Source organism: Dickeya poaceiphila (assembly GCF_007858975.2).
Lineage (GTDB): Bacteria > Pseudomonadota > Gammaproteobacteria > Enterobacterales > Enterobacteriaceae > Dickeya > Dickeya poaceiphila.
Map to the genome: position 1 here is coordinate 3,603,896 of NZ_CP042220.2, position 25,339 is coordinate 3,629,234.

Here is a 25,339-nt window from a genome sequence, read left to right on the forward strand (position 1 = left end):
CGTACTGCCTGAACAAAAACTAGCCATGTCAATTACATCTGGCGGTGAATACCTGACAATAAGCACATTGAGTGCTCCATTAGTATGTATGAATACTCATCAATCACAATCATACATCCAGGCTCCCAAGTCTCATTCTTGTTGCTACTCAACAGTTAGCCTCATTTTAGAACAGACTACTGACTTAAATTCTATCATTAGCCAGAATGTGTGAAGAATGCCTGAAGAACATTCTTATTGATACACCAGGTTATTTTTCATCTAAAAATAACCTGGTGTATCAATATTCTACTGCTAAATCCTGCAACTCTAAAATTTTGACAGCGTTGCCTACACCCCTGATTACTGGCTGCTTTCAGCAAGTGTGAAACTTTCTTGATTTCACTATGGTCTGGTCTGGTCTGGTCTGGTCTGGTCTGGTCTGGTCTGGTCTGAGTATTTAATACATTACCTATTTTATTAATTTTATAGATTTTTTGGGGCAATGTGTAAAAAAAATCCATTAATCTATACTGCGCTAATTGTATAAAGAATTATATTCGTCAATCAATAAATAATTGATTTCGCAACAGACGCCCCTAAACCCAATCCGAAAAAACAAAATAAAAATCAATATCATAATGTAATTGCATCTCTAATTGAAGGCACTATAGAATCATCATCTGACTGGCTCTGGCCCTAGTCCCTCCGGTTTTTAGTACCACCGCCAATGAGGATCTCCGGCCAGTTGATCTCTTCCCTTTGTTCAGTACCGGTGTAAAGTAGAGTTTTCGGCCCATTTTCTCCGTAAAAAAGAGGTCATCCGGCATGAAAAAGTCGCGATTCACCGAAGAACAGATTGCGTTTGCCCTGAAGCAGGCCGAAACCGGCACGCGGGTAGAGGAAGTCTGCAGAAAGATGGGGATTTCCGAAGCCACCTTTTACAATTGGAAAAAGAAGTTCGGCGGCATGGGCGTGACGGAGCTGCGCCGGTTACGACAACGGGAGGAAGAGAACCACCGTCTGAAACGGCTGGTGGCGTATCTGCTGGACGCTTACCGTATCGGGCTGCGTCGCGGCTGTCGTCTGATGATGCAGAGTCGCAGGGTTACCACTACCACAGTTGCCGTGATGACCGGGCCGTCACACAGCGGATAAGGGAAATTGCCGAAACCCGTATTCGTTACGGCGTTCAGCGCATTCATATTCTTCTGTGTCAGCAACACTGATATAAGACCGCAAAGGGGGTGCGGACGATTTCCTGGACTCTCAGGAGATAATTTATGTATTCCAAAGCTGAGCGCCTTCGCGCTATTGAGCTCTATTTTAAATTCGGCAGAAAGATCACCTCTGTTATTCGTGAACTGGGCTACCCCACAGAACGCAACCTCCGGCGATGGGTACAGGCATGGGAAGCCAGCAGTGGCGATATCAGTTGCCTGCCCCGCAAAGAGCGCTACTCTGATGCGCAGAAACAGGCCGCCGTCGACCATTACCTTACGCACGGCTGCTGCCTTGCCCATACCCGAAGGACGCTGGGATACCCCTGCGGTGCGCTTCTTATTCGCTGGATAGATGAACTCCATCCCGGCTGGCGACGCATCCACACCAGTGTGCAAAACGCCAGCGCGCCCTTTAAGCCGGAGGTTAAGCTGCAGGCCGTCAGGGATCTGTGTACCCGGACCATCCCCGCCCAAAAAATCGCACAGGACGTGGGCGTCAGCCGGCAGGTGTTGTATAAATGGAAAGACGAGGCCATCGGCGATGAGACTTACCAGTTCATGCGAAAAAATGACGACCCCTCCCTTATCCAGGAACGTGATGCGCTACGGGAAGAGCTTGCCCGGCTCACTCAGGCGGTAAAGCGCCAGCAGCTGGAACTGGATATCCTGAAGAAGGCGGAGGAAATAATAAAAAAAGACCCGGGCATCAGCGTCAGCACCCTGACAAACAGGGAAAAGACGAAGGTCGCTGATGCCCTCAGAGATACACATCCACTGCCAGTGCTGCTGAGCACCCTGAGGCTCGCCCGCAGCAGCTATTTTTATCACCGTGCAGCACTGCGTGCCGGTGATAAACACGCCGGTGTGCGCGTCAGCCTGTCGGAGATCTTCCACGCCAACTACCGCTGTTACGGCTACCGCCGCCTGCACGCAATGCTCCGTCATGAAGGCGTCCGGCTCTCTGAAAAAGTCGTGCGCAGGCTGATGTCAGAAGAAAAGCTTGTTGTCAGTACAGCCCGTCGACGGCGTTACAGCTCGTACTGCGGAGAAATCGGGGTGGCCCCTGATAATCTTCTTGCGAGGGACTTCACCGCCGGGTTGCCCAATCAGAAGTGGCTGACGGATATCACGGAGTTCCATCTGCCCGCAGGCAAAGTGTGGCTGTCACCAGTCGTGGACTGCTTCGACGGTAAGGTGGTGAGCTGGTCGTTGAGCACCCGGCCAGACGCGATGCTTGCCAACAGCATGCTGGAAAGAGCGATCGGCACGCTAAAACCGCCCGAACGTCCGATCATACACAGCGATCGCGGCGGACATTACCGGTGGCCGGGGTGGTTACAGAGAATATCATCCTCGGGCCTGGTGCGCTCTATGTCGCGCAAAGGTTGCTCTCCGGATAATGCGGCGTGCGAAGGGTTCTTCGGACGGCTGAAAAACGAGATGTATTATGGTCGCAACTGGTCAGGTGTAACGCTGGATGACTTTATGAAGCAGGTGGATGGCTACATCCGCTGGTACAATAGTCATCGGATCAAGCTGTCGCTGGGCGCAGTGAGCCCTGAAACGTACCGGAAAAGACTGGGGTTAATCTAATCAACCAGTCCAGGAAATCGTCCGCACCCAAAGCGGTCATTAAGCGGTGTTGTTGACAGATGTTCTTCTGCGCCGGGAAGGCTGGTTGATTAACCATAAGAAAACTCACCGTATTTATTGTCAGGAAGGTCTGAATCTGCGGACAAAGCGTCCCCGCCGGCATGTCACCGCCAGACAACGACGTGCACGTCCGGCAGTCAGTGCAGTGGACCCGTGCTGGAGCATGGATGTCGTTGCTGATAATCTGTTCAACGGGCGTCGGATACGGACGCTAACTGTAGTCGATAATTTTAGTCGGGAATGTCTGGCGATCCAGGTCGGTCAGGGGCTGCGCGGCGAGGATGTGGTCGCCGTGATAGAGCGTTTGAAACAGTTACGCAAGCGCGTGCCGGGACGGCTGCAGACCGACAACGGCAGCGAATTTATTTCCAGGTCGTTGGATCCATGGGCCTATGAAAACAAGGTGACGATGGACTTCTCACGGCCCGGAAAACCGACAGATAATGCGCTGATCGAGTCATTTAATGGCAGTTTTCGCAATGAATGTCTGAATGTCCACGGGTTCCTGTCACGGGAAGATGCGCAGGAAAAGGTCGAGCGCTGGCGGCAGGAATATAACCAGCAAAGGCCCCATTCCTCGTTAAATAACCAGACTCCGGAGGAATTTGTCCGAAGTCTGCAAAAAGGTCCGGATCTCTAATTTAGCCTGGCACTGATATTGGGAAGAGAGCAACCAATTAATCACTCTTCCGGCCAATACTCCAGAACATCGCCGGGCTGACAGGCCAACGCCTCACATAGTCTCTGCAATGTATCGAACCGGATACTTTTCACTTTGCTAGATTTCAGCAACGAAAGGTTCTGTTCGGTAATGCCGATAAGCCTCGCCAGTTCACGAGACTTCATCTTTTTTTGTGCCAGCAGCACATCCAGTTTGATAACAATTGGCATAGCCAGTCTTACCAATAATTCCTCATGCCCCAATAAAATACGCCATCCAGCACAATAAGATGAATTGCGCCTTACGCCGCGCCCGACAATTTACAACCCAACCACATTTGATCATATTTTTTTACAAAAATTTGTATTTCTTTTCTGTCAACACAGTGAAGCAACATCACTTTTTTCACCGTTCATCCTGATGCCATTGCTCCCACCGATCAATAAACTTATCGTTTAACGATAAAAAAACATTGAAAACAGTAATAAACAGCAATTTTACAATAAATACATGCGATCAAATTAAAAAAACTTATTTCATGATCTCCTTGTCAGATTCCTATTAAAAGCAGTTAAGCATGAGCAAGCCAGTTTACTTTTTTCTCAATCAGGCAAATGATAAGAACATAAGTTCATTTCAAATGAAATAATGTTTTAATTTTGTTAGGCGAATCGATCATGAATAAACCCATTACGTTCAAACACACGTTCTGCTATGGCAGCGCGAACTTGCTGGGCAGTGGTGCTTTAGCCATCAGTGGTGCCTGGCTAATGTATTTCTATACCACATTTTGTGGATTGTCCCTGGTTGAAGCCGCAGCCATTTTCTCTGTAGCTAGCGTTATCGACGCTATCAGTAACCCGATCATGGGTTACATCAGCGACAACTTCTATAATACCCGTATCGGTCGCCTCTTTGGTCGCCGCCGTTTCTTCATTCTGCTCGGTATCCCGCTGGTACTTGTCTATCCGATGCTGTGGATGGAAGGTTTAAGCTTCTGGTACTACATGTCAACCTATGTGTTGTTCGAGCTTATCTATACCTCCATCATGGTGCCGTATGAAACACTCGCTACCGAGATGACCACCGACTTTAAAGTCCGCTCCAGACTGACTGGCTCCAAGGCTATCTTCGGTAAAGTCGCTAACTTTCTGGCGGCGTTCATTCCCGGTCAGTTTATTGGCATCTACGGCAAAGACTCCGCTACACCGTTCTTCTACACCGGTCTGGCTTATGGCGTCATCATGTGTGCGGCAATGATCGCTCTCTATTTCACGTCATGGGAGCGCTCGCCGAGCGAAGTGGCGCGCGAACACCCCCAAAATCTGTGGCAATCGCTGAGAAAACTCAGTGTCGACATGGCCTCTACTTTCCGTCTGCGTATTTTCCGCAAACACCTTGGGATGTACCTGTTCGGTTTTGGTGCTGAATGGCTGTTCGCTTCCGCGTTCACGTACTTTATCGTATTCGGCCTGAAGCAAAGCACGGCGGTCGTGTCCCAGCTAAACAGTTTCAGTTCGGTGATGCAGTTTATCTCCACATTCCTCTTCATCGGCATTTGCGTAAAAATGGGTTTTGGTCGCCCATACCGCATGGCATTGATGGTAGTGATTGTCAGCGTACTCGCTTACGCAGCACTCTATTTCACTGGCTGGTCTCAAACAGCGACTATCGCCGTTCTGTTCGGCATCACTGCCATCTTCGGTCTGAGTACTGGTGGCATCTACTACATTCCCTGGACAGTCTACACCTTCCTGGCAGATGTGGATGAAGTGCTAACGGGGCGGCGCCGTGAAGGGATTTATGCCGGTGCCATGACCTTTGCAGGCAAGATGGTACGTTCCGTGATTGTCTTCGCCATGGGCTGGATTCTGAGTCAGTTTGGGTTTATATCCGGCAAAGCAGCCCAACCGGAAAGCGCAGTACTGGCAATTGTGGGTGTGTTCTCACTGGGTGTCATTGCACTGGCCGTGGTTGCTATCTACTTCAGCGCCCAGATGCGGCTGGACCGTAAGAACCATATGATTCTGCTGCAAGAGATCGCCCGTATCAAAGCAGGCGGTGCCATTGCTGATGTTCCTGCTGAAGCCCGCGCGGTTGCCGAAGAACTGACCGGCTGGAAATATGAACAGTGCTGGGGTAATAACCCACTCGGTCTGCAACAGGCAGCACCGAAACCCGTGGTTGCGACCTCTCACCACTAAATTGCTCATCAGTCAGTTATTACTCAATGCCGCCCACCAGGCGGCATTGAGATTTACAGATCGATTGTTTATGTTGTCCAATAAACCACTGCCGGTACGAAGCAAACGCAGTGTAGTAAACAGAATCCAACCGCCTATATCAGCGCAGCCTCCCGCAGTTCACTTTTCAGGTAGGCGTAGTAAATCGGTGCGGCAATGACTCCAGAAATGCCAAATGCGGCCTCAAACACCAGCATAGCCAACAAAATTTCCCAGGCATGTGCCTTGATACGAGTACCGACAATCTGGGCATTGAGGAAATACTCCAGTTTGTGGATCAGCATCAGATAAACCAGGGCCAGCAGTGCGATTGGCAACGAGATCGACAACGCGGCGATGAACACCACGGAATTGGAAATCAGATTACCAATTACCGGCAGCAAACCAAAAATGAAAGTTAACGCTACTAACGTTTTAGCAAACGGTAGGTGGATAGCAAAACCAGGCAGCACGCCAAGAATGAGAATAGCGGACAGCACGGTGTTCACCAGCGAAATCTTCACCTGTGCAAACACAATATTGCGAAATGAGGACGAGAGTAGCGCTATCCGATGCATCAATTCAGTTTTCAGCAACGGTCTTTCCACTGTCAGTTCGACGTTATACAGAGAGATGATCGCCCCAAGGATCATGCCGATCAACATGGTGACGAATCCATGCAAAAAATCTTTCCCCATGTTCTGCAACATCACCACATGTTTTTGCAGCCACATCACAAACTCGTGCTGCAACTCCTCCACACTGACCGGTAGATAACCCGGTAGATAGGTCATAAGTTGCTTTTGCACATCATCGAGAATAAAGGCGATACGGGCATTAAATACGCTGGTATCTTTCATTTCCTGCATAAGCACCCCAACCAACGTGCCGAAAAGTACACTTAGCAGGCTGACCACCAGCGTACTGATCACCGCGACCACCGCCAGACGGGCGCGCTTACCGCTGATCACCTTCTGAAAATACGGCGTCAACAGATTAATGATTTCATACACCAGAAAACCGGCAATAAAGCAGGCAAGCAGGCGCAACTCAATCAAGAGCAGCAGCCCCCCCATAACAAAGATAAAACTTAACAACCTGGCCTGTTTCAAATTCAACAACTGCATATGACATCCCGTTTCGTACTACCACGTCAGAGAACATTGCCTGCCAGCGCGGGACTAACCGCAGCCAGAAGTGGCAATACTCTGACCATGAAATAATATTTCAGCGACCATTTTTAGCGTTTTACCCACGAAACACCAGCATGGCTAACATCATTTTTGGTCACAAACGCTATAGAGCACCGTCTCACACATCATTCTGCTCAACGTTCCATGTACCCACTGGCTGCGTTCGTTCACTCTAATCACTTACCTGAGTAGACCTGTAAGTATCCCTGCCTCGAATTATTTAGGGTATAGATTCTAATCTCATAAGAATTTGCGCGCTTACCACCTTCTGCAATTTGAGTTATTTGGGGGTATGCATATTTCATTATTTATTTCATATTGATACAAAAAATTCACTTTTTACAAAAAATGTATTTAAATATGAAATTGATACTGGCTTATTTGTGGGGTCAGTTATCGAAACGTATCGATATAAAGGCAATAAAACAGAGAGGATATAGAAATGCGATTAATACCGTAGCAGCAGTCACAAAAGTACAAAAGTCATATCAAAAAATGACAATCTAAATTTCATTTTTCAAAGCATAACATCATGAAGCCATTGTTGTGGTTATGTCTCCCTCATCCTGGTTTAGGATTAACAGCGACAATACCCGATCTTCTACGTTCAACTTAGAGAATGAGAGCGTACTGAGCGGCTTTTTAGCAAATCCGTCAGAAAGCAAATCCCAGGCAACATGTGTGCTGAGCAAATCGTTGTTGGTCATAAAGTCCTGATAAGCAAACCGGACGTTGACCGGAAGCACTTCGTCAATAGAAGCGGGTGTTGTGGTACCAGCACGCAGGCCAAAGTGCGCATTAAATGCGGAATTCGCGCAGAGTATCTTGCATTTCTCATCAATGACTGCAATTGCACGTCTGTCATTGTGAACAGGGGCACTTAACATGCTCATAATTTCATTCTGCCCAAATATCAGACTCATATATCCTCTGTTTCTTGCCATGTGAACACTATCCCCCTTGAAGTAGCCAAACAACACCGGTAACTGGCAAATACAGGGATAGTTTTAACATCAGCCAGAATATACATCTGGCAACCAAAACCTTAAACCGTTGATATAATTATAATTTAACAAAAACAAAGGATACCGAGTGATAACTTAATTTCCCACGTTATTACGCAGTTTAAAAAATATAGATTTATACTTTGGCTATTGTATCTCATGTCATCTGGCTAACTGAAAATTGAAATTACCTATCGCAATAATCAGCTTGCTTAATTATCAAGGTTTACTTAGAAAACCTCGCAATGCAGCAATGACATTAAATACAACCACTTTAGGGATTATTTGCACTATATCCTCTTTTAGCGCAGGTCTATCGCTCAAATAAGGGCAATCTTTGGCCTGTTTGATCATATCTCTCGATCAAATTCTTGATAATGATAGTCAATACCAATTGAGTAGTCATTTTCATTAACTATTCCTTTTACGAATTCATGGGACGATACGCAGATGACAAAAATGTAAGCAGAACGTGAGTAAAATCACATAAAACAGCGTACTTCGGCAAAGACATCACCATGATATCTGCCAACTAGGACTATTCTTAAAAGAAAACATCCAGGAATCTTTCCTGTAATGCGTGATCCATAGCGCAAAAAAGAAACAAACGTTAACGGCTCACTATTATTAACCATTGATTGACATAATATTAACAATGTTTAAGGAGACGCGCTATGAGCCAATATAATAAGCACCCTATACCTACCGCGATTGCGGAAAACGCCTTAATCACTGCCGAAAAATATAAAAAAATGTATCAGGAATCGGTACAAGATCCTGATGCTTTCTGGCGGGAACAAGGCAAGATCATCGATTGGATCACCCCCTACCAACAGGTCAAAAATACCTCTTTTGACCCAGGCCATGTTCGCATCCGCTGGTTCGAGGACGGTACCCTCAATGTAGCGGCTAACTGCCTTGATCGTCACCTTGCTACACAAGGTGATCAAACTGCGATCATCTGGGAAGGTGACGATGCCAATGAAAGCAAGAAAGTCACCTACCGCGAGCTGCATCAGGCGGTTTGTCGTTTTGCCAACGTACTGAAATCAAAAGGTATCCGTAAAGGCGATGTCGTCGCCATTTATATGCCGATGGTGCCAGAAGCCGCAGTAGCGATGCTTGCCTGTGCACGCATCGGTGCTGTGCATTCGGTGATCTTCGGTGGATTCTCTCCTGAATCAATCGCCGGGCGCATCGTCGATTCCAGCGCCAAACTGGTGGTCACCGCTGACGAAGGAATTCGTGCCGGACGGACAATTCCGCTGAAAAAGAACATTGATGAAGCTCTGCGCAATCCGGCAGTTACCAGTGTCAATCATGTAATCGTTTTCCAGCGAACCGGTAAACCCGGTAACTGGCAGGATGGGCGGGATCTGTGGTGGCACGAATTGGTTGCTCAGGTGGACGATCACTGCCCACCAGAAGAAATGAACGCCGAAGATCCACTGTTTATCCTTTATACCTCCGGTTCAACCGGTAAACCCAAAGGGGTGCTGCATACTACCGGCGGTTATCTGGTATATGCCGCCACCACATTTAAATATGTGTTTGATTACCACCCCGGCGATATTTACTGGTGTACCGCAGACGTAGGTTGGGTAACCGGCCACAGCTACCTGTTGTACGGTCCATTGGCCTGTGGCGCCATCACGCTGATGTTCGAAGGCGTACCCAACTGGCCAACCGCCAGCCGGATGGGACAAGTGGTGGACAAGCACCAGGTTAATATCCTGTACACCGCGCCGACCGCTATCCGCGCGCTCATGGCAGATGGCGATAAGGCTATCGAAGGCACCTCTCGTCAGTCGCTCAAAATCATGGGTTCGGTGGGGGAACCCATCAACCCGGAAGCCTGGGAATGGTACTTCAAAAAAATTGGTAACAGCCGTTGCCCGATTGTCGATACCTGGTGGCAGACAGAAACCGGGGGATTCATGATTACTCCCTTGCCAGGCGCCATTGAACCCAAGCCCGGTTCTGCAACATTGCCGTTCTTCGGGGTACAGCCGGCGTTGGTAGACAATACCGGCAACCCACAGGACGGTGCCTGCGAAGGCAATCTGGTGATTACCGACTCCTGGCCCGGTCAGGCGCGTACACTGTTCGGCGACCATGAACGTTTTGAACAAACCTACTTCTCGACGTTCAAGGGTATGTATTTCAGCGGCGACGGCGCACGCCGTGATGAAGACGGCTACTATTGGATCACCGGGCGCGTGGACGACGTATTGAACGTTTCCGGCCATCGGTTAGGAACTGCGGAAATTGAATCTGCACTGGTTTCGCACCCGAAAATCGCTGAAGCAGCGGTGGTCGGCATTCCACACAGCCTCAAAGGGCAGGCAATCTACGCCTATATCACGCTGAATCATGGCGAAGAACCCACCAGTGAGCTGTATGCAGAAGTGCGTAACTGGGTGAGAAAAGAGATCGGCCCTATCGCAACGCCGGATATCCTGCATTGGACCGATGCGCTACCGAAAACCCGATCCGGCAAAATCATGCGACGCATTCTTCGCAAGATTGCAGCCGGGGATACCAGCAATCTGGGGGATATCTCTACTCTCGCCGATCCTGGCGTGGTAGAGAAACTGCTGGAAGAAAAACAAGCCATGGACAACACACCGTCTTAACCGTTACCCGATAGATAAAAACAGCGCCACCCGCACCAGATCGTATTACGCAGTCTGGTGTGTGGTGGCACCTAAAAAACAGCCGCCCGTGAGGGCGACGCGACTTATCTGACTGGAGATTTATGATGAATGATCTCATTTATCAACGGATTGAAGATAACCCGCTATTTAAAGAACTGGTCCAGAAACGGCAACGTTTTGCCGCCTTTCTTTCGCTGATCATGCTGGTGTTGTACGTTGGTTTCATTCTGTTGATCGCCTTTGCGCCGGGCTGGCTGGGAACGCCTATTGCACCCGGCGCAGGGACGACCCGCGGCATCCCGTTGGGTATAGGACTCATTATCATCTCCTTTGTGCTTACCGGTGTTTATGTCTACCGCGCCAATGGTGAATTTGACCGCCTGACCAAAGCATTGCTGAATGAGGTGCAAAAATGAAAAGCCGCATTTTCCTGCTAACCGGTCTATTGGGACTACCGATATGGGCGCAAGCGGCGGATGCCGTTTCCGGCAACGTCCAAAAGCAACCGCTGAATATCCAGGCTATCGTGTTGTTTGTGCTGTTTGTGGCGGCAACACTCTACATCACCTACTGGGCTTCCAAACGCACCCGTTCGCGCAGCGATTATTACACTGCGGGCGGTAATATCACCGGCTTTCAAAACGGGTTGGCGATTGCTGGCGACTACATGTCCGCAGCCTCATTCCTCGGCATTTCGGCGCTGGTATACACCTCCGGTTTTGACGGCCTTATCTACTCCCTCGGCTTCCTGGTCGGTTGGCCGATCATCTTGTTCCTGATAGCAGAACGGCTGCGCAATCTGGGGCGCTACACATTCGCGGATGTGGCCTCTTACCGGTTGCAGCAAAAACCGATCCGTACTTTATCAGCCTGTGGTTCGCTGGTGGTGGTAGCGCTGTATTTGATTGCTCAGATGGTGGGCGCAGGTAAGCTCATCCAGTTGTTGTTCGGGTTGAACTACCATGTCGCGGTCGTATTGGTTGGCATTCTGATGGTGATGTACGTACTGTTCGGCGGCATGTTGGCAACCACCTGGGTGCAAATCATCAAAGCAGTATTGTTGCTGTGTGGCGCCACCTTCATGGCAATCATGGTGTTGAAAACGGTCAACTTCAGCTTTGACAGCCTGTTCACCGAAGCCACCAAGGTTCATGCTAAAGGCCTTGCTATCATGAAACCCGGCGGGCTGGTATCCGACCCGGTTTCCGCACTGTCGCTCGGACTGGGGCTGATGTTCGGTACCGCTGGCCTGCCGCATATCCTGATGCGTTTCTTCACCGTCAGCGATGCTAAAGAAGCGCGCAAGAGCGTGCTCTTTGCTACCGGTTTCATGGGGTATTTCTACTTCCTGACCTTCATTATCGGCTTTGGTGCGATTCTGTTGGTGGGCGCTAACCCCGCATTCAAGGATGCAGCAGGTGCGCTGATCGGCGGCAACAATATGGCGGCGATACACCTGGCGAACGCGGTCGGCGGTAACTTCTTCCTGGGCTTTATCTCCGCCGTGGCCTTTGCCACCATTCTGGCTGTGGTGGCCGGGCTGACGTTGGCCGGTGCATCGGCGGTATCTCATGACCTGTACTCGAATGTTATCAAGAAAGGCCAGGCCACCGAGCGTGACGAACTGAGAGTATCAAAACTCACAGTACTGGCGTTGGGTGTAATTGCCATCCTGCTGGGGATTCTGTTCGAAAACCAGAACATCGCCTTTATGGTGGGGCTGGCATTCTCGATTGCCGCCAGCTGTAATTTCCCGATTATCCTGCTGTCGATGTATTGGTCGAAGCTGACCACCCGCGGCGCGATGATTGGCGGCTGGGCTGGGCTGTTGACAGCAGTCATCCTGATGATTCTGGGGCCGACCATCTGGGTGAAAATTCTCGGTAATGCGACCCCAATCTACCCCTATGAATACCCGGCGCTGTTCTCAATGCTGGTGGCGTTCATTGGTATCTGGTTCTTCTCCATTACCGATAATTCTGCCAATGCGATCGAAGAACGCGGCAAATTCAAGGCACAATTCATCCGTTCACAAACCGGCCTTGGCATATCCAAAGGCTCATCTCACTAGCCAGAGCGAACGTACAACAAACCGGGGGGTCTGCTCCCCGGTTTTTTACACCTTCTCGCTGAGTACGGCTTCCAGCAAATCCAGTTCCCGCAACATCTTTTGCAGCGTTTCATTACTGATGTGCTGCGTAGCACGCAGGTGATACAGCTCGGCGCGTTCAGCGCTGACCGCAGCCAGACGAAAGCGTCGTTCCAGATTCTCAATCGCCATGCTGTTTTCCAGCTCATCAGTCCCTGCCACACGACGATGCAGCATACCGATGACGCGAGCGCTGACCTCCGCCAGCACTTGATCGTCCAGGTTTTCTTCCCGGTCTGCCGCCAGACGTTCCTGCATTTTTTTCAGGCTGTCGATAGCAACCTGCGCCATTGTGACCCTGGCCATACGTTCTTCTTTTTTCTGCACGCTGTGGTCAGTCAGCGTAACGCCTCTCAACAGCAGCGGTAGCGCCACTACACCGCATAACAGCGAAAACAAGATCACGCCGGTGGCGATAAATACCAACTGATAGCGGGATGGGAATGGTTCTCCGCTGCTCAGAAACAACGGGATGGAGAGCACACCCGCCAGCGTAATAGCCCCACGCACGCCAGCAAAGGTACTGATCCAAATCTCGCGCGAGGTGTAATTGGCAAATAGCATCGGACGTTTATGCTGTACATAACGACTGTAGAGTTTCATCAGCCACAACCAGGCAAACCGCAGCAGCAACAAGGCGCAATAGATCAGGGCAATATCAGCAAACAGCAGCCAGGTTTCAATGGTAGGGTCCAATTCCGCCTGCACAATCGACTCTTCAATCACGCCAGGCAGTTGCAGCCCCAGCATCAGAAACACCATACCGTTGAACACAAATTCCAGCATGTTCCACACGCCGTTGGCCCTAAGCCGCATGGCAAGTGGAGCCTGTCGCAACAGTTGGGTTCGGCTGATAGTCATCCCTGATGCCACCGCCGCCAGAATGCCCGATACCCCAAAATGCTCGGCGATCAGATAGGCGGCGAACGGCAACAGCAGCAACAATACAATTTGCGTGGCAGTCTCATCATCACTTTGATGACCGAGCAACGACAAGGATTTGCTGTACACCCAGGTAACGCCGATTCCGGCCAACAGGCCGCCCAGCGCCACCTGTAAAAATGCCAGCGTCGCACCGGAAACACTAAACACCATGGTTCCCATGGCAATCGCTACCGCAAACTTAAGCGACACCAGCGCCGATGCGTCATTCATTAGCGCTTCACCCTGCAAAATCCCCATCAGTTTTTTCGGAATTCGATCTTCACCGACAATGCCAGACAGCGCCACCGCATCCGTGGGAGATAAAACGGCGGCCAGCGCAAAAGCAGCAACCAGTGGCATGTCCGGGATCATCCAGTGCAACAGGTAACCAATGCCTACCACGGTAATCACCACCAGCACCAGCGCCAATCCCAAAATTTCACGCATGTGATGCAGGAACTCGCGGGTCGATGTTTTCCAGCCGTCGGCAAACAGCAAAGGCGGAATAAACAACACCATAAACAATTCAGGATTGAAATCGACATGCAAGCCGAACTGCGGCCAGGCCAACATGGCACCGAGTACTATCTGCATCAACGGCAGCGGCATCTGGAAAGGCAGAAGGCGCGTCATTACGCCCGAAAGAGAAACGATCAGCATCATGATCAGAATGGTGAAAAATATTTCCATGTGTTCCCTGGTTAGTTGCCGTTACATGAAAGGACTCCGGATAGCCGTCATCAGAGGCAGAGTGCGCCATTCGATGAATGATCTTTATGAATACTAACAAGATAAAGTGAGATGAACAGAAAACGATGACAAAAAATCGGCGTCTTCTTCACAGCGAAACAAAAAAGGGGAACCTCAGTTCCCCCTAGAGCATGATGTGGTATAGAGAGCTTAAAGCGCCCAGCCGCCAGCGTAAAATGCTACCAGCGCCACAGCGATAATCACGGTGCCGACATTCAGCTTACGCCACTCGCCAGAAAACACGCGACCCAGCACCAGCGAACCAAAGCCCAGCATAATGCCGGTAACAATATTACAGGTCAGTACGATAAACACCGCACACACCAAGCCGGACATAGCATCCACGAAGTCATTGAAATCCAGTTTGGATACATTGCTCAACATCAGCAAACCGACATACATCAGCGCCGGTGCGGTTGCATAGGCCGGCACCAGATAAGACAACGGCGACAGAAACAAAATCAGCAGGAACAATACGCCGACTACGGTTGCAGTCAGGCCGGTTTTGCCGCCTGCAGCGGTACCCGCCGCCGACTCAATGTAGACCGCAGCCGGTGACGTACCTACCAGACTGGAGAAAATACTGCTGATGGAGTCGGCAGTCAGTGCACGCCCACCATTGATAATCTGACCGTCTTTATCCAGCAGGTTAGCCTGGCCGGCTACTGCTCGAATGGTGCCAGTGGCGTCAAACACCGCCGTCATCACCAACGCCAGCACGCTCGGCAACACTACCGGCTGCAACGCCCCCTTGATGTCGAGGCTGAAAATCAGCGACTGACCGTTAGCATCGGTCAGGCTTGGCAGAGCGAACAACCCCTGATATTTCACATTCGGATCAAACATCAGACCGATGACCGAAATAGCGACGATCACCAGCAGGATCCCGCCCGGTACGCGGCGTTTTTCAAGACCAATGGTCGCCGCCAGACCGATCAGCGACATCACCACCGGGAACGCGGTGAAATGCCCCAATGCCACCGGCAGACCATCAATAGGATTCTTGATCACCAAACCAATGCCATTGGCAGCGATAATCAGCAGGAACAACCCGATACCGATACCGGCGCCATGCGCCACGCCCATCGGCAGATTGCGCAGGATCCAGGAGCGGATACCTGTCGCGGAAATCACGGTAAACAGTACGCCCATCATGAAGATGGCTCCCAGCGCGACCGGCACACTAATATGCTGGCCCAGCACCAGGCTGAAAGCTGTAAACGCGGTCAGCGAAATCGCACAACCGATCGCCATCGGCAGATTGGCCCACAGCCCCATCAGCAGAGAGCCAAATCCAGCCACCAGACAGGTTGCGACAAATACAGCCGCAGGCGGAAAGCCAGCTTTACCCAGCATACCCGGCACGACGATGACCGAGTAAACCATCGCCAGAAAAGTGGTCAGCCCTGCCAGAACTTCCTGACGAACACTGCTGCCACGCTGCGTAATCTTGAAAAAGGCATCAAGCGCGCCTGCGGGACGAGCCGCATCGTCAGCCTGACGAGTGGTATTGGACATGGTGTATCCCCTGAAATGTCGTTGTTATAGAACGCGATGGTTATCAGACGTCGTAATTCATCAAACGCCGTGATTTATCAAATGCCATAGTTATCACGCGCCGTAATTAGCGCTTAGCCAGTATTCAAAAAAATGCTGTGGTTTAGCCGCCCTTCCAGACGCCATAAAACTTACCGCTTTTTTGCGCCAGCCTGACACGCAAACGATTAACCGTTAGGTGACAGAATAGCTGAATACTGTCAGTTGTTGTTGAGGCCGCAGATTATCCTGCCTTCGGGACATCGATTTCAACTGCTATTCCCTGCGTTCGCATCATGTCTGCGCTGAAAATAGTGCACACTAAACGTAATGTGCTGTTATCACAGCAATAAGAGTCGCAACCTTTCATCATCATTTGAATGGCAACATAGTGAGTATGAAAGAAAACAAAACTGTGGTTCAGATAGTGCAGGCTGAGTGTTTATTTTTTGTGATGTAAATCACAAAAAAAGTTGACCATTTACCAGGCTGGGTATATCTTTAAAACCGTGAGAAGCATCACAGAAATAACGGATTATATAGAGGAATACGACAATGAAACTGCTGCACAAAATTATCGCCATGTTTGAAAACTTCACCATCAATTTTGGTACTTTCAACCACTAATTCTTTTATGCGACTGGGGTACATGCCATGAGTATTGTCCGTCAAATCACTCAAATACTAAAAGCGTTGGGCAAAACCTACCGCGGTGTCACCCCGTACGCTCGCTTCCGTTAATCATTCTCTCCTTCATTGTGGCTGCCTTCGGACAGCCACTTTTTTTGCGCCTGATTTTACCGGTACAACGATGCTTCTCCGCACGGACGAGTCTTAAATCGGCGGTGCAACCACAGATACTGTTCCGGCGCACGCAGGATCTCTCGTTCAATCACCCGATTCATGTATTGCGCCGCCTGTTGTTGATCCTGGCACGGATAGTCTTCCAGTTCGGGTTCAATCACCAACTGGTACCCTCGATGGTCTGGCTTACGAATCAACACGGTGGTAATCATCGCCGGTTTGGCTAAACGATGAATAGTGAACGTCCCGCAAGTCGTCGCCGCCTGTTCCACCGCAAAGAACGGCGCGAACACGCTGCCTTTAGGACCATAATCCTGATCAGGAGCGAACCACACTGCTTCGCCGCTCTTCAGCGCCTGCACCATACCGCGCAGATCTTTACGATCAATCATCGCCTTATTAGAGCGGGAACGCCCCCAGGTTTGTACCAGCTCCATGAGTTTATTATTATGCCGCCGGTACATCGCCATCATCGGCTGGCATAGCCCCATGGCTCGCCCCCCCAATTCCAGCGACATAAAGTGAATGCCGATTACCATCACGCCACGCTGCTCACGCCCGGCCAGCTGAAGATTCTCCAGGCCGGAAACCTCAAACCAGGCCCGGACCCGACTATCCGACCAGAACCAAGCCATACCAGTTTCCATCAGTGACATTCCCAGTGATGCGAAATTGGCTTCCAGCAGCGCTTCACGTTGAGATTCAGGCATCTCAGGAAAGCAGAGTTCCAGATTACGGCGAGCAATGCTCACCCGTCGTTTGAGAAAATGGCGAGAGCTGCGTCCTAGCCAGCCGCCCAGCCGCATTAACAGCGGATAGGGTAACTGCACCAGCAGGAACAGCACAGCAAGACCGAACCACAGCAACCAGTAGCGTGGATGAAGCAAGTCTCTGGTTAAGGTTTGTTGAGTCATTATTGAATATCTTCTTGAAAGTCATACCAGTCAGTTTAAACAAACTCACCATGCACGACATTGTCGTTATCCAGACAGTACGAAGGAAGACAGAGCCATCTGAAAAAAAAGAGGAGGAACATATAGCAAAGTATAGCCCGATGATGCCGTGCCCCCTGCCGCTAAAAAGCAGCTCAGGTTACCTGAAATCCGCCGAAGAAAGGAGAGTCCGAGTGTAAAGATTGTGTGTAACGACGCCCTCTGCCGCTTGCTTTAACAACACCATTACCCTGATTTAACAAAGAACTAAGAGATCGCGTTTCCGGGTGGCCCCCCATAAAAAAACTACCAACACGCATCCAACACGTTTCCCCCACCGTAGTACAAACCATCAGCGCCAGCTTTATTTTCTGGAAATTATCGTCACCAAATCGTCACCCATCTGCCATGCCCTTGCAGTATTCCCTGCGCAGCATATGCCTTTCATTTTTACCGAAATCTGTTGACTGGCATTAACCATCACCATGCGAAAACTATCACCATGCAAAAAAACTGGCTCCCCTGGGTGATTCTGTCGCCTTCTTTGTTGTTTCTGTTGTTATTTACTTATTTTCCGCTATTGCGATCCGTTTATGACAGCCTGTTCGACACCCGCATGATCGGCGCGGACGCCCCTTTCGTTGGACTGGGAAATATTATTCGTCTGTTGGATGACGCCGTATTCTGGCGCGCACTGCTCAACAACCTGATCTATATCCTGTTGACGGTGATCCCCGGTGTGGTGCTGGCGCTGGTGTTAGCGGTAGCGCTGTGGGAAAACCATGCGGTCAATCGTTGGCTGCGCACCGCTTTCTTCTTTCCGATGATTATTCCGATGGTCAGCGCCGCCGCGTTGTGGTTGTTTATCTTTATGCCCGGCATCGGCCTGCTGGATTACTATCTGGCCAAGCTGTTCGGGCCAATGAACAACAACTATCTGGGCCGCAGCAATAGCGCGCTGCTGGCACTTGCGCTGATTGGCGTATGGAAATTCGCTGGTTACTACATGCTGTTCTTTCTGGCTGGGTTGCAAAGCATTCCGCCATCCACCCGCGAAGCCGCCGTCATGGAAGGCGCCACACCAACGCAAGTATTTTTCCGGGTCACGCTGCCGCTGCTACGCCCGACGCTGAGCTTCGTCATCACCACGGCACTGATTTATTCCATCACCCAAATTGACCACGTGGCGGTGATGACCCACGGCGGGCCGGATAACGCCACCACGGTGCTGCTGTATTACATCCAGAATCTGGCCTGGGACACCCACGACCTCGGCAAAGCCTCCGCCGCCACCTTTCTGACGCTGGCCGGGCTGTTCGTCCTCTCGTTGATTAACCTGAAAGTACTTGAGAAAGGGGCGCATTATGAGCGTTGAAATTTCTCCTGCGGTAGTCTGCTCCACAGGAGTGCCCTTGCCAGCCTGGCTGCGCTGGCGTCAGTCGCGCCGTGTCACCCTCAGCCTGCTGATGATCTGCGCCGCGTTGCTGTGGATAAGCCCGTTTATCTGGATGCTCTCGTCAGCCTTTAGCGCCACCACCTTTGGTACAGGCATGGCATCGCTGTTACCACGCTGGCCGCTGACGCTGGATAACTTCCGCGACGCCTGGCAGAGCGCCGACTGGATAAGCCTGTACGCCAACACCATTTTCTTTACCTTCGGTACCTTTTTCGTTCAGTTGCTGACCATCACCACCGCGGGTTACGTCTTCGCCTGTCACGAGTTTCGCGGCAAGCAGACACTATTTCTGCTGTTTCTGGTGCAGTTGATGATCATGCCGGTAGCAATGATGGTGCCCAATATGATGACGCTGAAGGCATTCGGTCTGCTCAATACGCTGACCGGTGTGATGATGCCCTATTTCACCTCGGCATTTGGCGTATTTCTGATGCGTCAGGCGTTTCTGTCCATTCCTAAAGAGATGGAAGAAGCCGCGCTGATGGAGGGTTGTCGCTGGTGGCAGGTGCTCTTCCGTGTGCTGCTGCCCATGTCATGGCCTTCTATTCTGGCGTTCGCCACCGTCAGCATTACCTATCACTGGAACGAATACCTGTGGCCGCTAATGATGCTTAACGACCCTGACAAACAGGTTTTGACGGTCGGGCTGGTGTCATTCGCCATGGGCGCTGAATCCGGTGGCCAGTGGGGAATGATCAGCGCCGGCACGCTGATGGTATGCCTGCCGTTAATGCTGGCGTTTATCGTTTTCCAAAAACAGTTCCTGAGAAGTTTTGGTTTTTCGGGGATAAAATAAGGGGTTCTTCATGCTGTTAGCACAAATTTCAGATACTCACTTTCGAAGCACAGGGCAAAAACTTTACGGTTTCATCGACATCAATGCCGGTAACGCCGATGTGGTGTCACAACTTAACGCCCTCACCGAGCGCCCGAACGCAGTGGTAGTGAGCGGCGATATCGTCAACTGTGGTCGTCCGTCGGAATATCAGGTAGCCCGCCAGATTTTGGGTAGCCTCAACTATCCTCTGTACATCATTCCCGGCAATCACGACGATAAAACCCATTTTCTGGAGTACTTGCAACCGCTGTGCCCGCAACTGGGCAACGATCCGCAGAATATGCGCTACGCGGTTGATGATTTCGCCACGCGGTTGCTGTTCATTGACTCCAGCCGCGCGGGAACGTCCAAAGGCTGGCTGACGGAAGAGACGCTGGCCTGGCTGGAAGCACAACTGATGCGTGATGACAAACCCGCCGCGGTGTTCATGCATCATCCACCGCTCGCGCTCGGTTCCGCCCAGATGGACCGCATCGCCTGCGAGAACGGGCATCGTCTGCTGGAATTGGTAGAGCGTTTCCCATCACTGGTGCGTATTTTTTGCGGTCACAACCATTGTCTTATCATGACGCAGTACCGCCAGGCGATCATCGCTACCGTACCGGGTACGGTCCATCAGGTGCCCTACTACCACGAAGATACTCGTCCTTATTACGACATGTCCCCGCCAGCCTGCCTGATGCACCGTCAGGTAGACCAACAGTGGGTCAGTTACCTGCACCCGCTATCGCATTACGCCGGCCCGTGGCTGTACGACGAAAACATCAGTTGCCCGGTGGATGAACGTTAATGGCCATGTTACGACTGCACAACGTCAGCAAGCAATTTGACAACAAACCGGCGCTGCAATCGCTGTCGCTGGAGATCGCCGACGGCGAATTTCTGGTGTTGGTGGGACCATCTGGCTGCGGCAAAAGTACCCTGCTGCGCCTGCTGGCCGGGCTGGAAACCGTAAGCGACGGCGAGATTTGGCGGGACGGCGATAACATCACCGCCCAGTCGCCACGCGAGCGTAATTTTGCGATGATCTTTCAGAACTATGCGCTATTTCCACACCTGACGGTAAAAGACAACATTACCTTCGGTATGCAAATTCGCCATGAACCGAAAGCAAGCTGGCAGCCCCGGCTGGAAAAAGTGGCGCAGTTGCTGCAACTGGACACCTTGTTGGATCGCAAACCGGGCAAGTTGTCCGGCGGCCAGCGTCAGCGAGTGGCAATGGCACGTGCCATCGTACGCAACCCGAAACTGTTTCTGATGGATGAACCGCTGTCCAATCTGGATGCCCGGCTGCGCACCGAAGTCCGCGACGGGATTATGGCGCTACATCAGCAGCTCAAAACCAGCACCGTTTACGTCACCCACGACCAGATAGAAGCCATGTCGATGGCGGATCGCATCGTGGTCATGAACCACGGCAAAGTCCAGCAGATCGGCACACCGGAACAACTCTACGCATTCCCAATCAATCTGTTCGTGGCAAGCTTTATCGGCTCACCTGCCATGAATATCCTCCCCCTACCTTGCTCCGACGGTGCGGTACAGATAGGTGAAGAGAAGCTTCCCTTACCGCCACATGCCAGCCATCTGCAACAAGTGTTTTTCGGTATTCGCCCGGAACACCTCACTGAAGGTCAACAAAGCTGTCACCAGTCACTGCGCCTGACGGGTACCGTGACACAACGAGAATTGATGGGGGCAGACTATCTGCTGCACATCAACACGCCAATCGGCGAATTACGCTACAGCCGCAAAAATCGCGGCGATACACCGATGGTTGGCGTCACCGTCAACCTCAGTTTTTCACCTTTTGATGTTCATCTTTTTCATGCTGATACACAGCAGAACTTATACCAGGAGACCACCCATGCATAAGCCCCTGAAACAGCGGTTGCAGGCGCTCACCCTCAGCATCACGCTGGCCTTCACCGCTTCAGCGCTGGCCAAACAGAACATCGATTTCATGTTTCCAGCCCCGGTAGACGGCAAACTGACGATGGAAATGACCCGCATCATCAAAGAATTCAACAGTTCTCAGCAAGATGTAGAAGTACGGGGGATTTTTACCGGTAACTACGACACCACTAAAATGAAAGCGGAAGCAGCGCAAAAAGCCGGTCAACCGCCTGCGCTGGTGATTATGTCCGCCAACTTCACGACCGATCTGGCACTGAAAAATGAAATCCTGCCGATGGACGAACTGTTCAAATTCGGCAACGAAAAAGCCGGTACGTTTTTAACCAACGAATTCTGGCCTGCCATGCACAAAAACGCCCAGGTGATGGGGGTGACGTACGCGATTCCGTTCCACAATTCGACACCGATTCTCTATTACAACAAGACTCTGTTTGAAAAAGCCGGTATCGCACAGCCGCCGCAAACCTGGCAGGAGCTGCTGGCAGACGCCAAAAAGCTGACCGACCAGAGCAAAGGCCAGTGGGGCATCATGCTGCCGTCCACCAATGACGACTACGGCGGCTGGATTTTCTCCTCGCTGGTACGCGCCAACGGTGGCAATTACTTCAACGAGGACTATCCGGGCGAAATCTATTACAACACCCCGACGACTATCGGCGCGCTGCGTTTCTGGCAGAACCTGATCTACAAAGATAAAGTGATGCCGTCCGGCGTGCTGGATTCTAAGCAGATTAGCGCCGCCTTCTTCTCCGGCAAACTGGGTATGGCGATGCTGAGTACCGGCGCGCTGGGCTTTATGCGTGAAAATACCAAAGACTTTGGATTGGGCGTAGCAATGTTGCCTGCCAAAGAGCAGCGTGCGGTGCCGATAGGCGGCGCCAGTCTGGTGAGTTTCAAAGGTATCTCTGATGAGCAGAAAAAGGCAGCTTACCAGTTCCTGAGCTATCTGGTCAGCCCGCAGATCAATGGTGCATGGAGCCGTTTCACCGGCTATTTCTCACCACGTAAGGCGGCGTACGATACCCCGGAAATGAAAGCGTATCTGGAGAAAGACCCGCGTGCCGCCATCGCGCTGGAACAACTGAAGTACGCTCACCCGTGGTACTCCACTTATGAAACCGTAGCGGTACGCAAGGCAATGGAAAATCAGTTAGCCGCTGTGGTGAATGATGAGAAGGTAACGCCGGAAGCCGCCGCCAAAGCCGCTCAGCAGGAAGCCGACACCATAATGAAACCCTATGTGGACCAGACGGCGCTGGCCCCGATAAAGTAATTCCTGAACATGATGTAACGCAGTAACGTAACGATGCCGGCCTGACCGGCATCGTTTTTATCAGTTTTTATCAACTCACCCGATCACCGGAACCTTTACCGACCACCGTTTGCACCAGATAAGTGAAGTAATGCTTCACTGATAGAGTCTGGATCATCCGCTGATCACACTCCGCCAGTTTCTGTGGTGTAGACATGTCGATGGCATTAAGCTGTGCCAGCCCGGTAATTCCCGGCAATACATCAAAGACACCACGCGCCTGACGTTCGGCAATTAGCTCTTGTTGATTAAACAAACAAGGACGCGGCCCAACCAGACTCATCTCTCCTTTCAGCACATTGACCTGTAATCCATCCGTTTTTTGCCAATGAAGGGCTTCAGCCAATTTTTGCCTCTCATAGATAACCGCTAGCATATCATCCAGTTATCTATGTGGGCGTTCCTCGTTACATTCTGTACACCAACTCTGCTGTTAGTTCTCGTACTTTAGACAAAGTTCTGAACAGATACATATCGCGTATTTCTATTCGCAGTATTTTGTTAAAGCACTCAATAAACCCGTTATGACGAGCCAAACTGGTTTTATTTCGATCAGTGAGTTTTATTATAGGGTTTATTAATACCCAGAATAAATCAAGATAATATTCGCACAACAAGAGCTCACACATCTAATTATTAGAACTCTCATAAACCCCCAATAATTATACTATCGAGAAAAATATCGTTTATATCTCAATCGTTACAGCGTTTCACACTCTATAAAAAGTTTACCATTTTTATCCTTATCTGATAAAAAAGGAGTATTATTTTCCGAAAAAGGCCATTCTATATTAATATCAGCATCATTCCACAACAATGAACACTCTGCTTTAGGGTTATAATAATCAGTACACTTATAAACAAATTCAGCCTCAGGACTTGTCACATAAAACCCATGAGCAAACCCTTCAGGAATCCATAGTAAACGTTTATTCTCAGCAGAAAGATATATACCAACCCACTGACCAAGTGTTGGGGAATTTTTTCGCATATCAACTGCGACATCAAAGACCTCACCACTAATAACTCTAACTAGTTTCCCTTGAGTGTTTTCGGTCTGATAGTGTAACCCGCGTAAAATACCTTTACTGGATTTAGAATGGTTATCCTGCACAAAATTACATGTATGACCAACAACCAGATCTTCAAATTTCTTCTGTTGCCAAGTCTCCATGAAAAAACCGCGTTCATCACCAAACACCGTTGGTTCAATAATTTTCACATCTGGAATATTTGTCTCAATAACTTTCATAATGTCACTTATATGCTTGAATATTATCCAGTGCCAGTTGCCAGTTGCTAGGTTCAATATCGAACTGCTTTCTTATTTTCTCACAGTTTAATCGAGAGTTAGACGGCCTTTTGGCTGGTGTGGGATAAGCAGATGTTAGAATAGGCAATAACGTGGGAATACTAACAAGAACGTTGCTTTCTTTAGCCTTCTGAAATATTTGAGCCGCAAAATCAAACCAGCTAACATGCGGCATTCCGGAAAAATGATATATCCCCCATCCCGGCTTTCCACCATTTTCAATATAACTAATTATCTTGATTAATGCTGCCGCAATATCACCAGCATAGGTTGGCCCACCGACCTGATCGCTAACTATATTGAGAGCATCTCGTGTAGCACCGAGCCGAAGCATAGTTTTTACAAAATTGTGTCCATGTTCACCAAAAACCCATGCAGTCCGCAAGATAATAAATTTCTCTGTTAAATCTGCAACAACGTGCTCCCCAGCAAGTTTACTTTTTCCATATATACCATGAGGCGCAGTTGGCATGCTTTCATCATATTCTGTCTGACTTTCACCATCGAAAACATAATCAGTAGAAATATGTAAAAAAACCGCATCAATTTCGCTTGCAGCCTGAGCCAGATAAGCTGGCCCATCACGGTTAATGGCATAGGAAAGTTCAATTTCATTCTCAGCTTTATCTACAGCAGTATGTGCTGCTGCATTGACGATATAATCAGGACGGAATTGACTGATAGTATGAAATACTGCCCCCTTATCAGTTATATCCAGCTGATCACGGTCAACAGCCAGTACATGCGCTTTGCCCAACAATTGAGAAACTAAACAACTCCCTACCTGCCCATTACTACCGACAATTAATACTTTCAT

Annotated in this window: 19 protein-coding genes and 3 pseudogenes; 12 read left to right on the forward strand and 10 right to left on the reverse strand. The window is 50.1% G+C overall.

From position 1 onward, the window contains the following. Nucleotides 1–807: 807 nt before the first annotated feature. The 3 genes and pseudogenes from Dpoa569_RS19830 to Dpoa569_RS16150 form a co-directional block, all read left to right on the forward strand. Nucleotides 808–1,193 (forward strand): annotated as a pseudogene (locus Dpoa569_RS19830) (transposase); the annotation flags it as partial. Nucleotides 1,194–1,262: 69 nt separating this feature from the next. Continuing rightward, on the forward strand, nucleotides 1,263–2,795 hold the full coding sequence (locus tag Dpoa569_RS16145; protein WP_042869917.1) for an IS3 family transposase: 1,533 nt from the start codon (nucleotides 1,263–1,265) through the stop codon (nucleotides 2,793–2,795). A gap of 61 nt (nucleotides 2,796–2,856) precedes the next feature. Further along, a pseudogene (locus Dpoa569_RS16150) lies at nucleotides 2,857–3,495 on the forward strand (IS3 family transposase); the annotation flags it as partial. 41 nt (nucleotides 3,496–3,536) lie between these two features. Here the strand turns inward: Dpoa569_RS16150 and Dpoa569_RS16155 are convergent. After that, a complete protein-coding gene (locus tag Dpoa569_RS16155) occupies nucleotides 3,537–3,746 on the reverse strand; it encodes a helix-turn-helix domain-containing protein (protein WP_042868642.1) in 210 nt (69 codons plus the stop codon). A gap of 447 nt (nucleotides 3,747–4,193) precedes the next feature. Here Dpoa569_RS16155 and Dpoa569_RS16160 point away from each other — a divergent pair, with 447 nt between their 5' ends. After that, nucleotides 4,194–5,720 (forward strand): MFS transporter, encoded by a 1,527-nt coding sequence (locus Dpoa569_RS16160; RefSeq protein WP_146411549.1) that lies wholly within the window; start codon nucleotides 4,194–4,196, stop codon nucleotides 5,718–5,720. A gap of 134 nt (nucleotides 5,721–5,854) precedes the next feature. Here Dpoa569_RS16160 and Dpoa569_RS16165 read toward each other — a convergent pair whose 3' ends face one another. Continuing rightward, nucleotides 5,855–6,865: an AI-2E family transporter gene (locus tag Dpoa569_RS16165; RefSeq protein ID WP_042868640.1), complete on the reverse strand. Its 1,011-nt coding sequence runs from the start codon at nucleotides 6,863–6,865 to the stop codon at nucleotides 5,855–5,857. Nucleotides 6,866–7,461: 596 nt separating this feature from the next. Beyond that, nucleotides 7,462–7,854 (reverse strand): hypothetical protein, encoded by a 393-nt coding sequence (locus Dpoa569_RS16170; protein WP_042873770.1) that lies wholly within the window; start codon nucleotides 7,852–7,854, stop codon nucleotides 7,462–7,464. Between the two features lie 755 nt (nucleotides 7,855–8,609). Between Dpoa569_RS16170 and acs the strand changes: the two genes are divergently transcribed. The 3 genes from acs (at nucleotide 8,610) to actP (ending at nucleotide 12,663) form a co-directional block, all read left to right on the forward strand. Continuing rightward, the gene (gene acs, locus Dpoa569_RS16175) at nucleotides 8,610–10,571 is read left to right on the forward strand and encodes an acetate--CoA ligase (RefSeq protein WP_042868638.1); all 1,962 of its coding nucleotides are present in this window, start codon (nucleotides 8,610–8,612) and stop codon (nucleotides 10,569–10,571) included. Nucleotides 10,572–10,696: 125 nt separating this feature from the next. After that, entirely contained in the window at nucleotides 10,697–11,008 is a 312-nt protein-coding gene (locus Dpoa569_RS16180) for a DUF485 domain-containing protein (protein ID WP_042868636.1), read from the forward strand. Further along, entirely contained in the window at nucleotides 11,005–12,663 is a 1,659-nt protein-coding gene (gene actP, locus Dpoa569_RS16185) for a cation/acetate symporter ActP (protein ID WP_042868634.1), read from the forward strand. Before Dpoa569_RS16180 ends, actP begins: the two co-directional genes overlap by 4 nt. A 45-nt stretch (nucleotides 12,664–12,708) precedes the next feature. Here actP and Dpoa569_RS16190 read toward each other — a convergent pair whose 3' ends face one another. From Dpoa569_RS16190 to lpxP, 3 genes are all read right to left on the reverse strand, one after another. Further along, nucleotides 12,709–14,355 (reverse strand): Na+/H+ antiporter, encoded by a 1,647-nt coding sequence (locus tag Dpoa569_RS16190; protein WP_042868632.1) that lies wholly within the window; start codon nucleotides 14,353–14,355, stop codon nucleotides 12,709–12,711. 210 nt (nucleotides 14,356–14,565) lie between these two features. Then, the gene (locus Dpoa569_RS16195; RefSeq protein ID WP_042868630.1) at nucleotides 14,566–15,933 is read right to left on the reverse strand and encodes an NCS2 family permease; all 1,368 of its coding nucleotides are present in this window, start codon (nucleotides 15,931–15,933) and stop codon (nucleotides 14,566–14,568) included. Nucleotides 15,934–16,748: 815 nt separating this feature from the next. Beyond that, nucleotides 16,749–17,669, reverse strand: a complete 921-nt coding sequence (gene lpxP / locus Dpoa569_RS16200) for a kdo(2)-lipid IV(A) palmitoleoyltransferase (RefSeq protein WP_042868628.1) — start codon at nucleotides 17,667–17,669, stop codon at nucleotides 16,749–16,751. 520 nt (nucleotides 17,670–18,189) lie between these two features. Here lpxP and Dpoa569_RS16205 point away from each other — a divergent pair. From Dpoa569_RS16205 to Dpoa569_RS16225, 5 genes are read left to right on the forward strand one after another with little or no spacing between them, the layout of a single operon-like run. Beyond that, the gene (locus tag Dpoa569_RS16205; protein WP_042868626.1) at nucleotides 18,190–19,062 is read left to right on the forward strand and encodes a carbohydrate ABC transporter permease; all 873 of its coding nucleotides are present in this window, start codon (nucleotides 18,190–18,192) and stop codon (nucleotides 19,060–19,062) included. Beyond that, entirely contained in the window at nucleotides 19,052–19,939 is an 888-nt protein-coding gene (locus Dpoa569_RS16210; RefSeq protein WP_042868625.1) for a carbohydrate ABC transporter permease, read from the forward strand. Before Dpoa569_RS16205 ends, Dpoa569_RS16210 begins: the two co-directional genes overlap by 11 nt. A gap of 10 nt (nucleotides 19,940–19,949) precedes the next feature. Further along, entirely contained in the window at nucleotides 19,950–20,771 is an 822-nt protein-coding gene (locus tag Dpoa569_RS16215) for a phosphodiesterase (RefSeq protein WP_042868623.1), read from the forward strand. A gap of 5 nt (nucleotides 20,772–20,776) precedes the next feature. After that, nucleotides 20,777–21,856, forward strand: a complete 1,080-nt coding sequence (locus tag Dpoa569_RS16220) for an ABC transporter ATP-binding protein (protein ID WP_042873769.1) — start codon at nucleotides 20,777–20,779, stop codon at nucleotides 21,854–21,856. Continuing rightward, nucleotides 21,849–23,171 carry an ABC transporter substrate-binding protein gene (locus tag Dpoa569_RS16225; protein ID WP_042868621.1) on the forward strand — a complete coding sequence of 441 codons (1,323 nt, stop codon included), beginning with the start codon at nucleotides 21,849–21,851 and terminating at the stop codon, nucleotides 23,169–23,171. Before Dpoa569_RS16220 ends, Dpoa569_RS16225 begins: the two co-directional genes overlap by 8 nt. A 70-nt stretch (nucleotides 23,172–23,241) precedes the next feature. Here the strand turns inward: Dpoa569_RS16225 and Dpoa569_RS16230 are convergent, their stop codons facing one another. From Dpoa569_RS16230 to rfbD, 4 genes and pseudogenes are all read right to left on the reverse strand, one after another. Further along, nucleotides 23,242–23,493, reverse strand: a complete 252-nt coding sequence (locus Dpoa569_RS16230) for a sugar transferase (RefSeq protein ID WP_322619428.1) — start codon at nucleotides 23,491–23,493, stop codon at nucleotides 23,242–23,244. Between the two features lie 39 nt (nucleotides 23,494–23,532). Next, nucleotides 23,533–23,734, reverse strand: a pseudogene (locus tag Dpoa569_RS16235) (integrase core domain-containing protein); the annotation flags it as partial. Between the two features lie 176 nt (nucleotides 23,735–23,910). After that, nucleotides 23,911–24,462 carry a dTDP-4-dehydrorhamnose 3,5-epimerase gene (gene rfbC, locus Dpoa569_RS16240; RefSeq protein ID WP_042868619.1) on the reverse strand — a complete coding sequence of 184 codons (552 nt, stop codon included), beginning with the start codon at nucleotides 24,460–24,462 and terminating at the stop codon, nucleotides 23,911–23,913. A 4-nt stretch (nucleotides 24,463–24,466) separates the two neighbouring features. Further along, nucleotides 24,467–25,339 (reverse strand): dTDP-4-dehydrorhamnose reductase, encoded by an 873-nt coding sequence (gene rfbD, locus Dpoa569_RS16245; RefSeq protein WP_042868617.1) that lies wholly within the window; start codon nucleotides 25,337–25,339, stop codon nucleotides 24,467–24,469.

Coding starts and splice junctions, on each gene's coding strand:
- actP (WP_042868634.1), top strand. CDS start 11,005: ATGAAAAGCCGCATTTTCCTGCTAACCGGTCTATTGGGACTACCGATA.
- lpxP (WP_042868628.1), bottom strand. CDS start 17,669: ATGACTCAACAAACCTTAACCAGAGACTTGCTTCATCCACGCTACTGG.
- Dpoa569_RS16210 (WP_042868625.1), top strand. CDS start 19,052: ATGAGCGTTGAAATTTCTCCTGCGGTAGTCTGCTCCACAGGAGTGCCC.
- Dpoa569_RS16220 (WP_042873769.1), top strand. CDS start 20,777: ATGTTACGACTGCACAACGTCAGCAAGCAATTTGACAACAAACCGGCG.
- rfbC (WP_042868619.1), bottom strand. CDS start 24,462: ATGAAAGTTATTGAGACAAATATTCCAGATGTGAAAATTATTGAACCA.
- Dpoa569_RS16165 (WP_042868640.1), bottom strand. CDS start 6,865: ATGCAGTTGTTGAATTTGAAACAGGCCAGGTTGTTAAGTTTTATCTTT.
- rfbD (WP_042868617.1), bottom strand. CDS start 25,339: ATGAAAGTATTAATTGTCGGTAGTAATGGGCAGGTAGGGAGTTGTTTA.
- Dpoa569_RS16160 (WP_146411549.1), top strand. CDS start 4,194: ATGAATAAACCCATTACGTTCAAACACACGTTCTGCTATGGCAGCGCG.
- Dpoa569_RS16195 (WP_042868630.1), bottom strand. CDS start 15,933: ATGTCCAATACCACTCGTCAGGCTGACGATGCGGCTCGTCCCGCAGGC.
- Dpoa569_RS16190 (WP_042868632.1), bottom strand. CDS start 14,355: ATGGAAATATTTTTCACCATTCTGATCATGATGCTGATCGTTTCTCTT.
- acs (WP_042868638.1), top strand. CDS start 8,610: ATGAGCCAATATAATAAGCACCCTATACCTACCGCGATTGCGGAAAAC.
- Dpoa569_RS16180 (WP_042868636.1), top strand. CDS start 10,697: ATGAATGATCTCATTTATCAACGGATTGAAGATAACCCGCTATTTAAA.
- Dpoa569_RS16205 (WP_042868626.1), top strand. CDS start 18,190: ATGCAAAAAAACTGGCTCCCCTGGGTGATTCTGTCGCCTTCTTTGTTG.
- Dpoa569_RS16155 (WP_042868642.1), bottom strand. CDS start 3,746: ATGCCAATTGTTATCAAACTGGATGTGCTGCTGGCACAAAAAAAGATG.
- Dpoa569_RS16225 (WP_042868621.1), top strand. CDS start 21,849: ATGCATAAGCCCCTGAAACAGCGGTTGCAGGCGCTCACCCTCAGCATC.
- Dpoa569_RS16215 (WP_042868623.1), top strand. CDS start 19,950: ATGCTGTTAGCACAAATTTCAGATACTCACTTTCGAAGCACAGGGCAA.
- Dpoa569_RS16170 (WP_042873770.1), bottom strand. CDS start 7,854: ATGAGTCTGATATTTGGGCAGAATGAAATTATGAGCATGTTAAGTGCC.
- Dpoa569_RS16145 (WP_042869917.1), top strand. CDS start 1,263: ATGTATTCCAAAGCTGAGCGCCTTCGCGCTATTGAGCTCTATTTTAAA.
- Dpoa569_RS16230 (WP_322619428.1), bottom strand. CDS start 23,493: ATGAGTCTGGTTGGGCCGCGTCCTTGTTTGTTTAATCAACAAGAGCTA.